Here is a 15,893-nt window from a genome sequence, read left to right as displayed (position 1 = left end):
TGCGTACCCGTCGATGCCGCAGCCCGCGATCACCCCGGCCGCGATCGGCGAGATGTACGAGTGATGCCGGAAGGCCTCGCGGGCGTGCACGTTGCTGATGTGCACCTCGATGATCGGCACCTCGGGCACCACCAGGGCGTCGGCCAATGCCACCGACGTGTGCGTCCACCCACCCGGATTGATGACGATGCCGCCCACCGTCCCGCGCGCGGCGTGGATCGCGTCGATCATCTCGCCCTCGTGATTGGTCTGCAGCGCGATCACCGACAGCCCGCGTTCGGCGGCCGTGCGCTCCACCAGCGCGACCACGTCGTCGAGCGTGTCCGAGCCGTAGACCTCCGGCTGTCGGACCCCCAGCGTGTTCAGGTTGGGCCCGTTGAGCAGCAGGATCGGCAGCGCAGGGGAGGCAGTCGTCGACATGACTGGAACTCTACTGTCGCGGCTCCCCGAACGGCGGGATGTCGACTCCGCGCAGCGCCGTCGAGCCCCGGGCGGAGCGCAACTCCCGACAGTACGAGGACGACCACCCGGCTAGGATGACCACCTGTGCCAGCCTTCAGCGTCCGACGGGCCCAGATAACCGCGATCATCACCGGTGTCCTGGGCGTTCTGCTGGCCCTCGCCACCCCGTTGATGCCGGTCAAGCAGACCGTCGCGGAGATCAGCTGGCCGCAGAACGCGACCGTGGAGTCGATCTCGTCGCCGCTGTTCTCGTACGCGCCCATCGACCTCGAGGTCGACATCCCCTGCCGGGCCGTCGACGACCTCCCGCAGGGCAAGACGGTGTTGCTCTCGACCACCTCGCCGTCGGCGCCGAAGGCCTCCGACCGCGGCCTGTTCGCGCGCGTCACCAACTCGAGCGAGCCGACCGTCGAGGTCGTCACCCGCAACATCCCGATCCTCTCCGCACCGCTCTCCGAAGTCCGGTCGGCCGCCTGCCAGACCCTCGAGATCCGCGCGACGTCCGACTCCGTCTCGGCCGAGTTCGTCGGCCTCACCGACTCCGCGGGCGACCCGCGCAAGGCCGAGACCGGCACCGACAACGTGCCCGGCGGCGATCAACGACCGCAGGTCACGGGCCTGTTCACCCAGCTGAGCGGACCGGCATCGGCACTGCCCGGCCTGCGGGCCCACATGACCGTCGACTCCCGGTACACCACGGCCCCGACCATCACGAAGTGGTTGGCGATCATCATCGGTGTGCTGTGCACGCTGATCTCGCTGGCCGCCCTCGCCCGGCTCGACGCGACCGACCGCCGCGGGCACCGCCGCATCTTCCCGGCCCGCTGGTGGCGACTGAATCCGCGCGACTGGACCGTGATCGGCCTGCTCGTGGTGTGGCACCTGATCGGCCCCAACACCTCCGACGACGGCTACCTGATGACGATGTCGCGGGTGGCGCAGGAGAGCGATTACACCGCCAACTACTTCCGCTGGTTCGGCGCCCCGGAGGCCCCGTTCGGTTGGTACTACGAGGTCTTCGGCCTGCTCAGCCACGTGAGCGTCGCGAGCCCGTGGATGCGGCTCCCGGCCCTGGCCTGCGGCATCATCAGCTGGCTCATCATCAGCCACGAGGTGCTCCCGCGGATCGGCCGCGCCGCCCGGGTCCGTGCCGCCGTGCCGTGGACCGCCGCCGCCGTGTTCCTGGTCGCGTGGTTCCCGTTCAACAACGGCCTGCGCCCCGAGCCGATCATCTGCCTCGGCGCCCTCCTGACCTGGTGCTCGGTGGAACGCGCCATCGCCACCGGCCGCCTCCTGCCTGCCGCCATCGCGTGCACCGCGGGTGCGTTCAGCATCGCCGCCGGTCCGACGGGCGTCCTGGCCATCGCCGCGCTGGTGGCCGGCGCGCGACCGGTGTTCCTGGCCCTGCGACGTCGCGCGATCGACGTCGACGCCACCACCGGCCGCGGTGCGACGGCGGCGTACGCGAGCATGCTGGCGCCCATCGTCGCGGCCGGGACGTTCGTCATCTTCGTCGTCTTCTCCAAGCTCACGCTGAGCTCGTTCACCGAGGCCTCGGCCATGAAGACCGCGCTCGGCCCCTCGCTGAACTGGTACAACGAGATCGACCGCTACTCCTCGCTGTTCGCGTTCTCCGCCGACGGCTCCATCGCCCGCCGCTTCGCGGTGCTCACCATGGTGCTCGGCATGACGATCGCGGGCGCGGTCCTGATCCGGAAGTCCCGCATTCCCGGCACCGCGCTCGGGCCGTCGCGGCGGATCGTCGGAATCACCTTCGGGTCGCTGCTGTTCCTGATGTTCACCCCCACCAAGTGGACGCATCACTTCGGCGTGTTCGCCGGCCTCGCGGCCGCGCTCGCCGCCCTGGCGACCATCGCAGCCAGCGCGCAGTCGACCCATTCCCGCCGCAACCGCACCATCTTCGGAGCCCTGGTGCTGTTCGTCTCGGCGTTGGCGATGACCGCGTCGAACTCCTCGTATTACGCCTCGGCCTGGGGCATGCCGTGGGGCACCGCGCAGGTGCACGTCGCAGGCATGCCGCTGGGCGACATCCTCCTCTACGCGGCACTCGCGCTGCTGCTGCTGGCCCTGTGGTTCCACTTCCGCGAGCCGTTCACCGGCGCCGATCCGGAGCCGCGCACCACCGCGCATCCCTCCCGGCTGCGCCGCGCGGCGGTAGCCACCACGCGCTTCGTGGCATCAGCGCCGCTCGGGATCGTCGCCGGCGTGACAGTGGCCTTCCTGATCTGGACCGCCGCCATGGCGGGCGTGCACCAGAGCGACTCCTTCTCGGTGCCGCGCTCCAATTTCGCGGCCCTGGCGGGCGAGCCCTGCGGCATGGCCGACAAGGTGCTCGTGGAGACCGATCCGAGCGACTACCTCCTCGACCCGGTCGACACGACGCTGAAGGATCCCCTCGCCGGTTCGCCGACGCACTCGCGCGAGGACTCCGACCGCGGTCCGACCGCCGGTTTCACCCCCGACGGGATCCCCGACGAGGTCCTCACCAAGGCGTCGTCCGGATCGCTGGGTGTGCTGGCGCGCGACGCGAGTTACGACCCCGATCTGCTGATCGCCAACAGCGGCGGCACGGGCGGCGGCACCACCGCGACCGCCGGGGTCAACGGCAGCCACGCCAAGCTCCCGTTCGAGCTCGACCCCGCGCGCACCGCGGTGATGGGCAGCTACAACGCCGAGCAGCAGAGCCCGTCGACGCTGACCTCGGGGTGGTACCGCCTGCCCGCGGACTACAAGGACTTCCCGCTCATCACCCTGTCCGCGGCGGGCATCTTCCCGTCGGCCAACCTCAAACTCGAGTACACCGACGAGAAGTTCCCCGCCGGAGCCAAGGACGACGACATCGCCTCCACCGGGTCGATCGGTTTGATCGACCCCGGACCGCGTCCGTCGTGGCGGAACGTCCGCATCGACACCGCGTCACTGCCCGACGACCTCACCGCCGTCCGCATCTCGGCCACCGACTACGACCTCGCCGCCGACCACTTCATGGCGGTGACCCCGCCGCGCCTGCCGAAGATGACCACACTGCAGGAGACGGTCGGCAGCACCGACCCGACGCACGTCGACTGGACCTCCGGCTTGTTCGTGCCCTGCCAGCGGCCGTTCAACTTCCACGCGGGCGTCGCCGAGATCCCCAAGTGGCGGGTGCGCCCCGGCGCCGATCTCGCCGCGGTCAGCGCGTGGCAGGGCGCCCTGGGCGGCGGCCCACTGGGCTGGCTCGACGTGTCGCAGCGGGCCGACACCGTCGCGACGTACCTCAGCGGCGACATCGGACGGGACTGGGGCGCACTCGAGCGCTACACCCCGTACGACGACGCCGTCCCCGCCCAGATCGACTACAGCGAGCAGGTCCGCAGCGGCCTCTGGAGCCCCTCCCCGATCCGGTACTGACGCGCCGTCCGTCGGAGGGTCTCGATTGGGTCGAAACTTACTCGTCAGTTGGGTTGGGACGCGCTCCGTCGACTAACGTCAGAGGGCGTGCCAGACCCGATACCCACTTCGCCCGACGTCGAGCCAGACCGCAGGTCAAGCCCGTTGACGGCTTCGACCGCCCGCCTCGTCGCCATGGTCGCAGGCTTGCTCGCGGTGGTCGCCGCCGTCGTGACGCCGCTGCTGCCGGTGTCGAACACCGCGGCCACCATCTCGTGGCCCCAGGGACAGACGCTGAACGCCGACGATCCGTCGATCGTCGCGCCGTTGATCGCGCAGACGGCCAAGGACATCGACATCACGATCGACTGCCGCGTGCTGGCATCGCTGCCGACGAAGGCGACCGTTCTGTCGACGATGCCGCCCGGCGCGCAGAAGGCCGCCAACAAGCAGTTGACGGTCTCCGCGACGGAGACCGGAGTGACGGTCCTGTTCCGCAGCAACGTGGCCGCCACGGCCTCGCGCGCCGACATCGCCGCTGGCAAGTGCAGTAAGCTGCGCATCTTCTCGTCCGCCACCGCCACCGGGGCCGAGTTCGTCGGGCTGGCTCCCGCCAAGCTCCTCGAGGCCGACAAGCGTCCGCAGGTCGACGGCCTGTTCACCACGCTGACCACCGCCGAGATCACGGCTGCGGGCAACGGGATCCGGGCGAACATCACGATCGACAATCGCTACGAGAGCACACCGAGCGCGATCAAGGTGATCGCGATGATCATCGCCGTCCTCGCGACGCTGATCGCACTGTTCGCGCTGTGGTGCCTCGACCGCATTCACGGTTGCACCGGCTCGCTCGTCGAACACAGCGGCCGCTTCCTGACGCGTCTGCGTCTGCGCGTCTCCGATCTCGCGGTCGGCGGCATCCTGCTCCTGTGGACCGTCCTGGGCGCGGGCGCACCGGACGACGGCTACATCCTCACCATGGGCCGCACCGCGGCCGACGCCGGCTACATGGCCAACTACTACCGCTTCTACGGCATCGCCGAGGCGCCGTTCGACTGGTACTACAGCTTCCTGGCCCGCTGGGCCGAGGTCTCCCCGACCATCATCTGGATGCATCTGCCGCAGCTGGCCGCCGGCATCGCGTCGTGGTTCATCCTCTCCCGCGTGGTGCTCCCGCGGCTGGGCGACGCGGTCGCGAAGAACGCCTGGGCCGCCTGGACCACCGGTGCGGTGTTCCTGGCGTTCTGGCTGCCGTTCTGCTCCGGTCTGCGTGGCGAGGGGATCATCGTCCTCGGTTCGCTGCTGACCTGGTGGGCCACCGAGCTCGCGATCAGTCGCCGCCGCATGCTGCCCGCCGCACTGGCCGCGACCACCGCCGCGCTGACCATCGCCGTCGCGCCGCAGGGCATCGTCGGCATCGCGATCCTGCTGGTCGCGGCGCGCCCGATGCTGCACATCCTGATCGACCGCCGCCGCGAAGCCGGGCTGACTGCTCTGCTGGCCCCGATCGCGGCGGCCGCGACCGTCGTCGCCGTCATCGTGTTCCGCGACCAGACCCTGATGACCGTCCTCGAAGCGATGAAGACCCGGTATCAGACCGGCCCCATCGTCCCGTGGCACCAGGAGTTCCTGCGTTACTACTTCCTGTCCGTCGGCACGCCCGACGGCGCGCTGGCGCGCCGGATCCCCGTGCTGCTGACGTTTGTGGCCGCCTTCCTGGTGGCTGCCGTCCTGCTGCGCCGGGGCGGCATCAAGGGCGTGGCGTCCGCGCCCACGTGGCGGCTGATCGGCGCCTTCGGCGTCAGCCTGCTGCTGCTGTTCGCGACTCCGACCAAGTGGACGATCCAGCTCGGCGTCCTCGCCGGGCTCGGCGCGGCGCTGGCCGGACTCGCGGCCATCACCATCGCCCAGAGCAGCGCTCGCTCGCTCCGCAATCTGGCCGCGCTGACAGCGGGCCTGCTGTTCGCGCTCGCCGCCGCGTCGGCGGGCACCAACGCCTGGCCGTACGCGTACAACTTCGGCATCCCGTGGTTCAACATCGCGCCGGTGGTGGCGGGCATCGAGGTGTCGAGCGTGCTGCTGGCACTGGCGGTGGTCGCGGTGGCCGCCACCCTGTGGCTGCATCTGCGGTCGGACTACGTCGCCAACCCGGGTCTGGCCCACCACGCCGAGGGCGCCGAGGACAGTCCCGCTGATCGTCGTCGCATCGCGCTCGCGTCGACCCCGCTCCTGGTGATCGCGGCGCTGATGGTGGTCGCCACCGTCGTCGCCTTCGGTCGTGCCGCCGTGGTCCGCGATCCCGCGATGACCGTGGCCAGCAACAACATCGACGCCCTGACCGGCGAGCCGTGCGGGATGGCCGATCAGGTCCTCGCCGAGGCCGATCCCAATGCCGGCATGCTGACGCCCGCCGACGGTCTGTCGGCGACGGCCGCGTTGACCGGGACCAAGCCGGTGGGCTTCACGCCCAACGGCATCCCCGACGACCTCAGCCCGGACAACCGCAGTGCCCGAGCCGGGCAGATGCACGTGGGCGGCTCCACCTCGAAGCCGTTCGCCATCATCGGCGGCCTCGGGGCGGGCACCACCGGCGGTCGCGGCCCGGAGACCGTCAACGGCTCCACCGTCGCCCTGCCCTTCGGGCTGAATCCCAAGACCACCCCGGTGCTCGGCAGCTACGGTTTCGCCGCCAATGCGTACCTGACCACCGGTTGGTACGACCTCCCGGCCCGCGACGCGTCGCCGATCATCGCCTTCGCGACGGCCGGAGCCGTCTCGACCCTCAACGTCGACGGACAGCCGACATTCGGCCAGAAGCTGGTGGCACAGTTCGGTAAGAAGGGCGCCGACGGCGAGTTCGTCCAGGTGGGCCCGGAAGTGATTCCGATCGATCCCGGACCGGTGATCCCCAACCGTCCGTGGCGCAACCTGCGCATCCCGATGACGGCCGTGCCCGCGCAGGCCGAGGTGATGCGTCTGTCGTTGGCCGACACCAACCTGGGGCCCATGCAGTTCATCGGCATCACGCCTCCACGCGCCCCCGAACTGCAGACCCTGCAGCAACTGGTGGGTTCGGAGGACCCGGTGCTGATCGACTTCCCCGTCGCCGCGCACTTCCCGTGCCAGCGGCCGCTGGCGATCCGGAACGGTGTGGCTGAGGTGCCCGACTGGCGCATCCTGCCCGATTACGTGACGGCCAACTCGCAGTCGCGGACCTGGATGGCGGCGAACTCCGGCGGCCTGCTGGCCATCACCGAGGCCACCACCTCGCAGGTGACGATCCCGACCTATCTGCGCGACGACTGGCACCGCGACTGGGGATCGCTCGAGAAGCAGACGCCGCTGAGCCCGGACGCCGTCCCGGCCGCCGTGCGCACCGACCAGGTCCGCATGTGGGGCTGGTCGCGGACCGGATCGATTCGCGTGGAGCCGACCAAATGACCGACCGTGACGCGACTGAAGAAACGGTGACCGTGAACCAGAATCCGCAGTCCACGCGGCCCGACCGGCTGCGCCTGCTGAAGGCCGACGACTACCGCCTCGCCAAGCTGGTGGCGGCCGTCGCCGGTCTGCTCGGCTTCGTCCTCGCCGCGCTGACGCCGATCCTCCCGATCGATCAGAAGACGTCCGAGCTGCACTGGCCGCAGAACGACGCCATCACCAACGTGACCGCGCCGATGGTCGCCTTCGTGCCGACCGAGATGGACGCATCGGTGCCGTGCGCGCTGGCACGTGATCTGCCCGCCGAGGGCGGCGTGCTGCTCTCGACGGTCCCGCGGCAGGGTCGCCAGGCCACCGCACGCGGCCTGTTCGTTCGCGCCACCGACACCACGATCAGCATGATCGTCCGCGACGTGGTCCTGCTCTCGACCGACCGCGCGGCGGCACAGCGCAACCCCGACTGCCGCTTCGTGATGTCCGGTGACGGCGACGGTGTCACCGCCTCGATCGAGGGTGTCCCCGCGGGCGACGACACCTCCTACCGCACCGACGATCCGGACATGCGCCCGCAGATCATCGGCGTCTTCTCCGACCTTCCGAAGGACGCCTCGCGCGACGGGCTCTCGCTCAACGCCACCGTCGACACCCGCTTCGTGAACTCCCCGACCCCGCTGAAGCTGGCCGCGATCATCGTCGGCATCATCGCGACGTTGCTGTCGCTGCTGGCCCTCGGCGTGCTCGACGCCCGCGACGGGCGCGGTCACCGCCGCTTCCTGCCCGCCGGATGGTTCACCATCCGCGGACCGGACGTCGTCGTCTTCGCGGTCCTGGCCCTGTGGTGGCTGATCGGCGGCAACACCTCCGACGACGGCTACAACATCACCGTCGCCCGAATCACCGAGGAAGCCGGCTACGCCGACAACTACTTCCGGTACTTCGGTGTCCCCCAGGACCCCTTCGGCTGGCACTTCCAGGTGCTGTCGTGGATGACCAACATCTCGGTCGCGACCCCGTGGCTGCGACTGCCCGCGTTCCTCCTCGGTCTGCTCGGCTGGTGGATCATCAGTCGCGAGATCCTGCCGCGTCTGGGCCGCGCGGTCCGCAACAGCCCGGCCGCCGTCTGGACCGGCGCGATGGTGTTCCTGGCCATCTGGATGCCGTACAACAACGGCATCCGCCCCGAGCCCGCCGAAGCCGTCGGCGCACTGTTGACCTGGGCGTGCGTCGAACGCGCGATCGCCACCCGACGACTGCTGCCGTACGCGATCGCCGCGATCACCGCGGCCTTCACCCTGGCGCTGGCACCCGGCGGCCTGATGGCCGCCGCGGCCCTGGTGGCGGGACTGCGAGGGGTGGTCAAGGGCATCGTCGGACGCCGTCACCGGGACGGTCTGCTGCCGATGATCGCACCGATCATGGCCGCGGGCACCGCCGTGCTCTTCATGATCTTCTACGCGCAGGCGCTGGCGCCGCTGCTCGAGGGCAACAAGGTCGCCACCGAGGTCGGCCCCACCGAGCAGTGGTGGCAGGAACCGGTCCGGTACTACTTCCTGATGCTGCAGACCGGCGACGGCACGTTCCCGCGTCGCTTCGGCATCCTGATGATGATCCTGGCCCTGCTGGTCGCGATCTTCCGGCTCGCGTCGCGCCATTCGCCGAACGGCATCGCCCGCGCGCCGATGTGGCGGCTGATCGCCGTCATCGTCGGCACCATGTTCTTCACCTCGTTCACGCCCACCAAGTGGACGCACCATTTCGGCATCTACGCGGCGATCGGTGCGGCGCTGTGTGCGGCTGTCGCCTCGATGATGTCGCCGGCCCTGCTGCGGTCGCGCCGCAACCGCGCGTTCTTCGCTTCCGCGGTGCTGCTGGTGACGGCGGTGTCGGCCGCCGGAACCAACATGTGGTGGTACGTCGGCAGCTACGGAGTCCCCTGGTGGGACCGTCCGGTAGCGATCGCGGGCATCAACCTCAGTTGGATCGTCCTGTTCTTCGCACTGGTCACCGCAGGCTTCGGCCTCTGGTACCACTTCCGCGACGACTACGTCGACGAGGCCACCCGCACCGAGTCGGCCCGCACCGGTCTGGCTCGCTTCAAGGTGTCGCCGCTGCCGGTGATCGCCGGCCTCCTGGTGCTCTTCATGCTCGCCTCGTTCGCCAAGGGCGCCTGGGTCCAGCGCGACAGCTGGTCGTGGACCAAGTCGAATGTCCGTGCGCTCACCGGCGACGAGTGCGGTCTGGCCAACGACGTCCTCGTCGAAGCCGACCCGAACGCAGCCCTGCTGAAACCGGCCGCCGTCGACGGCCGCCCCGCGCCGTCGCCGCGCGCCGCGCTGGCCGGCCAGAACGTCGGGTTCACGCCCGACGGCGTGCCCGCCGACACGTACATCGACCCGCTCGAGGAGAAGAACGGCCCGGACGAGGAGACCGATCCCGCCGACGCCGCTCCGACCGCGGGCGGCGGCACCGACGCGCCGGGCGCGGACGAGGACGAGACCGATGACGGCACGGTGGAAGACGAGACCGGCACGGCGGCGGAGTCGACGCCCACCAGTGCGCCGAACGCGGTCCGACTGCCGTACGGGCTCGACCCGGCCACCACCCCGGTGCTGGGCAGCTACCGAGCTCCGGGCGTCAACAGCGTCGTCACCGACTGGTACGACCTCGGGTTCGAGGCCGGCCAGGCGCCTGCCGACAAGCCGCTCGTCACCGTCTCCGCCGCCGGTTCCATCGAGGCCGTCAACGGTCTCGGCGGCATCAATCCCGGCCGTCGACTCGTCGCCGAGTTCGGTCGACGCGAAGCGAACGGCAAGGTCACCCAGCTCGGGCGCGGTCTGATGCCCATCGACGCGATGGAGAAGAAGTACTGGCGCAACATGCGGTTCGCCCTCAAGGACGCTCCGCCCCGCGCCAACCTCGTCCGCCTGAATGTGCTCGACGACGCGGCGGCCATCAACGAGTGGGTGGCCTTCACTCCGCCTCGCGTCCCGGCACTGCGCACCCTCAACGAGGTCGTCGGCCGCACGGATCCGGTCTTCATCGACTGGATGCCGGGCCTGGTGTTCCCGTGTCAGCGGCCGATGGCGGTCAGTTACGGCATTCTCGAGGTGCCCGACTGGCGCATCATGCCCGACGCCGAGGCCACCAAGCGCAACACCCAGACCTGGTCCGCGGGCGTCAACGGCGGTCCGCTCGGCATCACCGAGGGCCTCCTCAACCACACCCTGGTGTCCACGTATCTGCGGAACAACTGGGGACGTGACTGGGGTGGTCTGGAGCGTTTCTCGATGGTGGTCGAGGCCGAGCCCGCGGAGATGGTCCACGGAACACACCGGGTGAGCGGCCTGTACAACCCGGCGCCGATGCGGTCGAAGGGCTACTAGCCCGAACCGAGGTCTGTCCGACCGGGGCCGTCCAGACGATATGTCGTCGGGGCGGCCCCTCCTCATCTGTCGTTCACCCAGATGATGCGAGATCGACACCGGGGCCCCGCCGGGTCGGCTTGATCCTGCCCGGCGAGTTGAGAGGGTGGAGCAGTCACGCCACGCCATCTCCGGAGGAATCCATGAACGCATCGGAACCGAATGGTCTCGCAGTCGCGGGGCTCAACAAGCGGTTCGGTGATCTCGTCGCCCTCCGAGACGTGAGCTTCGCGGTCGCGGCCGGCGAGATCTTCGGTTTCGTCGGCTCCAACGGCGCAGGCAAGTCGACCACCATGCGGATCATTCTCGGCGTGCTCGCCGCCGACTCCGGTCGCGTCAGTTTCGGCGGCCGCGACGTCGACGCCGATGTACGACGTCGGATCGGGTACATGCCCGAGGAACGCGGCCTGTACCCGAAGATGAAGGTCGGCGAGCAGTTGATCTATCTGGCGCGCCTGCACGGGCTGTCGAGCGCCGACGCCGCCGAGCGCACCGCGTACTGGACCGAACGCCTCGGCATCGACTCCCGCATCGGCGACAACGTCTCCGACCTCTCGCTCGGCAACCAGCAGCGCGTCCAGCTCGCCGCCGCCCTGGTCTTCGACCCCGACGTGCTGGTGCTCGACGAGCCGTTCTCCGGTCTGGACCCGGTGGCCGTCGACGTGATGAGCGACGTGCTCACCGAGAAGGCCCAGCAGGGCGTGCCGGTCATCTTCTCCAGCCACCAGCTCGACTTGGTCCAGCGCCTGTGCGACACGGTCGGGATCATCGCCAAGGGCGAGATGCGCGCGCTCGGCTCGGTCGACGAGCTGCGCCGCAGCGGCGGCGTTCACCTCGAGGTGGAGGCTCCGGCCGCGGCATCCGGCTGGGCCGACGGCCTGCCCGGCGTCACCCGCACCGAGTACGGCACCACCACCATCCTGTCGGTCGACGACGGCTACGACGACCAGCAGATCCTGCAGGCCGCACTCGCGACCGGCCCGGTTCACCGGTTCGCTACCACGACGCCCGAGTTGACCGAGCTGTTCCGCGAGGTCGTGACCGCCTCGTGAACACCACGCAGAAGTCGGCCTGGACCGACATCTCACTGGTCGCCGGGCGCGAGATCAGCACCCGCGTGCGAGCCAAGTCGTTCGCCATCGGAACGGTGCTCTCGCTGCTCTTCATCGTCGGGCTCGTCATCGTGGTCGCCGCCGCGTCGGGCGGCAGCGACGACGGCCCCGAGCCCACCACGATCGCCCAGTCCGGCGTCTCGCCCGAGGTCCAGGCGTCGATCGTCTCGTCCGGAGAACAGCTCGGGCTCACGGTGAAGTTCACCGGCGCCACCGCCGACGCGCGAGAGAAGGCGTCCGCGGGCGACGTGGACGCCGCGCTGGTGCGCGACGGCGACGGCTACCGCATCTACAGCCCCGGAGACACGCTCGACCGGGAGGTGGAGGCCGCACTCCGAGCGGGCGTCGCGGACGCCGCGATCACCGGTGCGCTGCGCGAGGCCGGGACCGATCCCGCCGTCACCGCGCCGCCGCCGATCGACTTTCGCACGGCCGTCCAGCCCGAACCGGTCGACCCCGACCGCGATGACCGGATGCTCACGGCGACGGTCGGCGTGATGCTGCTGATCCTGACCGTCTTCGGCGGCGGCATGGCCGTCGCGGCCGGCATCATCGAGGAGAAGACCTCGCGCATCGTCGAGATCTTGCTGGCCACAATCAAGCCCGCCCGACTGCTCTGGGGCAAGATTCTGGGCATCGGTGTGGTGATGATTGGCAGCACCCTGCTCACCGCCGCCGTCGGACTCGCGGCAGCGGTCGCGACCGGGCTGGTCGGCTCGTTCGCCGTGGCGGGCACCGTGATCGCCGCATCGCTGATCTGGCTGGTGTTGGGCTTCCTGTTCTATGCGGTGCTGTATGCCGCGACGGGTGCGATGCTGTCGCGGCAGGAGGAACTCAACAGCACCACCTGGCCGCTCACCGCGGCGGCACTCGGCACGTTCTACGCCGTCCTGTTCGGCGCGGGGACCCCCGACTCCACCCTGTTCCAGTGGCTCGCCTGGATCCCCCCGTTCTCAGCGGGCATCCAACCGCTCCGCATCGCCGACGGCAGTGCATCCGTGTACGAGATCGTCGGATCGATCGCGGTGATGGTGGTCGTGACCGCCCTCGCCGTGGCCGCGGCCGGTCGCATCTACCAGCGGTCGGTGCTGAACGTCGGCGCCCGCGTCGGCTGGCGCGACGCCCTCGGGCTCGGCGCGACGGAGAAGGGAGCGACGGCATGACCGGCGGATTCACCATGATCAAGCTCATCACCGTGCGTGAGATCCAGGCGCGCGTCAAGACCAAGGCGTTCGTCGTCAGCACCGCGATCATGCTGCTGATCGCCATCGGCGGCAGCATCGTGCTGTCGTTCGTCGTCGACCGCGACGAGGACGCCCCGCCCCTCGTATCCGTCGTCTCGTCCGGGCTGTCGACGCAACAGCGCGACGCGATCACCGCGGTCGGCACGCAGATCGGTTCACCGATCCACATCGTCGAGGTGCCTGCGGCCGAGACCAAGGCCCGCGTGGACCACGGCTCGGCCGATGCCGCGATCGTCGTGACCGACGGCGCGGTCAGCGTGTACAGCGAGTCCGACCTCAGCAGTCAGGTCCAGGCCGCGATCCGCAGCGGTCTCACCGGGGCCCAGGTCCAGACGGCGCTGGCCGACGCTCGCATCGACCCCGCCGCCGTCGCCGCCGCTTCGGAGGTCACCGTGGAACGGGCGAGCGACTCCGCCGATCGCGAGAAGTACGAACGCATCGCCATCGCGATGATCGGCCTCATCCTGCTGACCTACACGATCATGCAGGCGGGGCCCGCGGTGTCGACCGGCGTGATCGAGGAGAAGTCGTCGCGGATCGTCGAGATCCTGCTCGCCACGGTCCGGCCGGGGCAGTTGATGGCGGGCAAGATCGCCGGAATCGGCATCGTCAATCTGCTTCAGCTCGTGCTGTTCGCGGTGGCCGGAGTGATCACCGCGACGGCGCTGGGGCTGCTGTCGCTGCCGACCGTCGCCCTCTCGACCGCGGCCGTCGCCGTGGTCGGCTTCATCCTCGGGTACCTGTTCTTCGCCGCGCTGTTCGCCGCCGCCGGATCGCTGGTCTCCCGCGTCGAAGACAGTGCCGCCACGGTCACGCCGATCACCATGTTCGCGTTCATCAGCATCTACTCGGGACTCTTCGTGGTGCTCGAACCGGAGTCGGCCCTTGCTCCGTACCTGACCTGGATCCCGCCGTTCTCGGTCTCCACGGTGCCGATCCGCATCGCACTCGGCGACCTGTCGATGGTCGACGCGATCGGGCCGACCGCCGTGATGACGGTCGCCACGGTCGGGGTCATCCTCGTCGCGGCGCGCGTCTACCGGCACAGCGTCCTCTACAGCGGAGCCAAGCTGAGTTGGGCGAAGGCCCTGCGCGGCCGGTAGGACAGCCGCTCATCGGCTCAGAGTCCGAAGCGGACTCCCGTCAGATCCTCGGACGCCGCCCACAGCTTCTCGGCCAACGCCGTGTCGGAAGCACGCGCGGTGCGGCCGGCGAGCGCGGGATGCCCCCGCATCTCGCGCATCTGGTCGGGACCGACATACGCGCCGCCCGGCAGGTCCTGGCTGGCGGCGAACAGCATCGGCCAGGCACCGGCCTCGGCCGACTGCGCGATGACCTTGTTGCCCACGCGACCGGCCGCGTCGAACAGAGCGTTGCCGGTGCGGGTCTGCAGGTTGGTCGACGCGTATCCGGGGTGCGCGGCCAACGACCGGACCGACGATCCGGCCGTGGTGAGCCGCCGCTGGAGTTCCAGCGAGAACAGCAGATTGGCCAGCTTCGACTGACCGTATGCCGCACCACGGCTGTAGTCGCGGCGTTCCCAGTTGAGGTCGCTCAGCTCGATCGCGCCCGACCGGTGCATGATCGACGACATCGTGACGACACGGTCGGTCACGTGCGGAAGCAGCAGGTTCGTCAGCGCGAAGTGTCCGAGGTGGTTGGTGCCGAACTGGGTCTCGAAACCGTCGGTCGTCCGGCCCTCCGGCAGATTCATCACGCCCGCGTTGTTCACCAGCACGTCGAGGTCGCCGGCCCATTCGTCCGCGAACTGTCGTACCGACGCCAGATCGGCGAGGTCGAGTCTGCGCAGTTCGGTGTCGCCGTCGATGGTGCTCGCCGCGGCCCGGCCCCGCGTCGGCTCACGGACGGCGAGGACCACCTTGGCGCCGACTCGCGCGAAGTGTCGGGCGGCCACCAGGCCGAGGCCGCTGTTCGCTCCGGTCACCACGACGGTCTTGCCGTCGAAGGACGGTAGATCGGCGGACGTCCATTTCATCTCGTCGCTGCTCATACACTCCAGTCGTACCACCAGATCCGACTGCGGTGCACACACTAACCCTCGGTCATCAGCCGCGCGTAGACGCTGAGATCGGTGCGCGGCCCGCCGGGCGTGTTCGCTCCGTACTTCGCTATCTCCGCCTCCAGGTCCAGCGGGCGGGTCGGCGGTACTCCCGGAACCAACTCGTCTGCCACCTGGGCGTCGGGAACCAGCCACGTCACCTCGAACTCGATGCCGTCCGGGTCCCGGCCGTACAGCGCCTTTGTCGCGGCGTGGTTGGATGCCCCGGTCAAGGCGTTCGCCTTCGACATCCGCTCTCCGACGGACACCATGTCGGCCAGGGTCTCCACCTCCCAGGCCAGGTGGTACAGCCCGACAGCCCCGGTGACCGGACGCGCCGCAGAAGCCCGGAACAAGCCCAGGTCATGGTCATTGGCAGAGTTGGCACCGCGGAGAAATGCGACACCGGGAAAGGCCACCGGCAGCTTCACGAAGCCGAGGACCTCCGTATAGAACTCGACGCTGCGATCAACGTCCGACACGTAGAGGACCGCGTGGTTGAGGCTCCGGATAGACATTCTCTGCTCCTGGGTTCGGGATCGCTTCATTTCTACCGGTTTCAGCGCATCGGGCATGCGGGTGCCCCTGGCCGGCGGTGTTTCACCGGTCAGGCGACGAGTTTGGCCAGGTAGGCCTCGACCCGCGACCCCTTCGGGTCGGGTGGGGCGTGCGGGCCCTGGTCGGGCAGTAGTTCCGCGTGGTGGATGTGGTTGACGCGCCAGTCGCGCCCCTTGCCCTGGGTGACGGGTCGCCAGGCGACGCG

Annotated in this window: 9 protein-coding genes; 6 read left to right on the top strand and 3 right to left on the bottom strand. The window is 69.6% G+C overall.

Annotated elements, in window-relative coordinates:
• Positions 1 to 420: type II 3-dehydroquinate dehydratase (aroQ, locus tag GX543_RS18610; protein WP_290854107.1), on the bottom strand; the 420-nt coding region annotated here is incomplete at its 3' end.
• Positions 421 to 546: 126 nt separating this feature from the next.
• Between aroQ and GX543_RS18605 the strand changes: the two genes are divergently transcribed.
• The 6 genes from GX543_RS18605 to GX543_RS18580 all read left to right on the top strand — a co-directional run bounded on the left by GX543_RS18605 (position 547) and on the right by GX543_RS18580 (position 14,174).
• Positions 547 to 3,873: an arabinosyltransferase domain-containing protein gene (locus tag GX543_RS18605; RefSeq protein WP_290854105.1), complete on the top strand. Its 3,327-nt coding sequence runs from the start codon at positions 547 to 549 to the stop codon at positions 3,871 to 3,873.
• Positions 3,874 to 4,047: 174 nt separating this feature from the next.
• A complete protein-coding gene (locus GX543_RS18600; protein WP_290854109.1) occupies positions 4,048 to 7,293 on the top strand; it encodes an arabinosyltransferase domain-containing protein in 3,246 nt (1,081 codons plus the stop codon).
• A complete protein-coding gene (locus GX543_RS18595) occupies positions 7,290 to 10,676 on the top strand; it encodes an arabinosyltransferase domain-containing protein (RefSeq protein ID WP_290854103.1) in 3,387 nt (1,128 codons plus the stop codon). The genes GX543_RS18600 and GX543_RS18595 overlap by 4 nt, the downstream gene beginning before the upstream one ends.
• Before the next feature lie 182 nt (positions 10,677 to 10,858).
• Positions 10,859 to 11,767 (top strand): ABC transporter ATP-binding protein, encoded by a 909-nt coding sequence (locus GX543_RS18590; RefSeq protein WP_290854101.1) that lies wholly within the window; start codon positions 10,859 to 10,861, stop codon positions 11,765 to 11,767.
• The gene (locus GX543_RS18585; RefSeq protein WP_290854099.1) at positions 11,764 to 12,990 is read left to right on the top strand and encodes an ABC transporter permease; all 1,227 of its coding nucleotides are present in this window, start codon (positions 11,764 to 11,766) and stop codon (positions 12,988 to 12,990) included. The genes GX543_RS18590 and GX543_RS18585 overlap by 4 nt, the downstream gene beginning before the upstream one ends.
• A complete protein-coding gene (locus GX543_RS18580) occupies positions 12,987 to 14,174 on the top strand; it encodes an ABC transporter permease (RefSeq protein WP_290854097.1) in 1,188 nt (395 codons plus the stop codon). The genes GX543_RS18585 and GX543_RS18580 overlap by 4 nt, the downstream gene beginning before the upstream one ends.
• Before the next feature lie 17 nt (positions 14,175 to 14,191).
• Here the strand turns inward: GX543_RS18580 and GX543_RS18575 are convergent, their stop codons facing one another.
• Entirely contained in the window at positions 14,192 to 15,082 is an 891-nt protein-coding gene (locus GX543_RS18575) for an oxidoreductase (protein WP_290854096.1), read from the bottom strand.
• A gap of 41 nt (positions 15,083 to 15,123) precedes the next feature.
• Positions 15,124 to 15,648: a VOC family protein gene (locus GX543_RS18570; protein WP_290854095.1), complete on the bottom strand. Its 525-nt coding sequence runs from the start codon at positions 15,646 to 15,648 to the stop codon at positions 15,124 to 15,126.
• Positions 15,649 to 15,893: the final 245 nt, after the last annotated feature.

It is taken from the genome of Gordonia sp. (in: high G+C Gram-positive bacteria) (assembly GCF_012515855.1).
Taxonomy (GTDB): domain Bacteria; phylum Actinomycetota; class Actinomycetes; order Mycobacteriales; family Mycobacteriaceae; genus Gordonia.
This window is presented reverse-complemented; position numbering and strand designations above follow the sequence as displayed.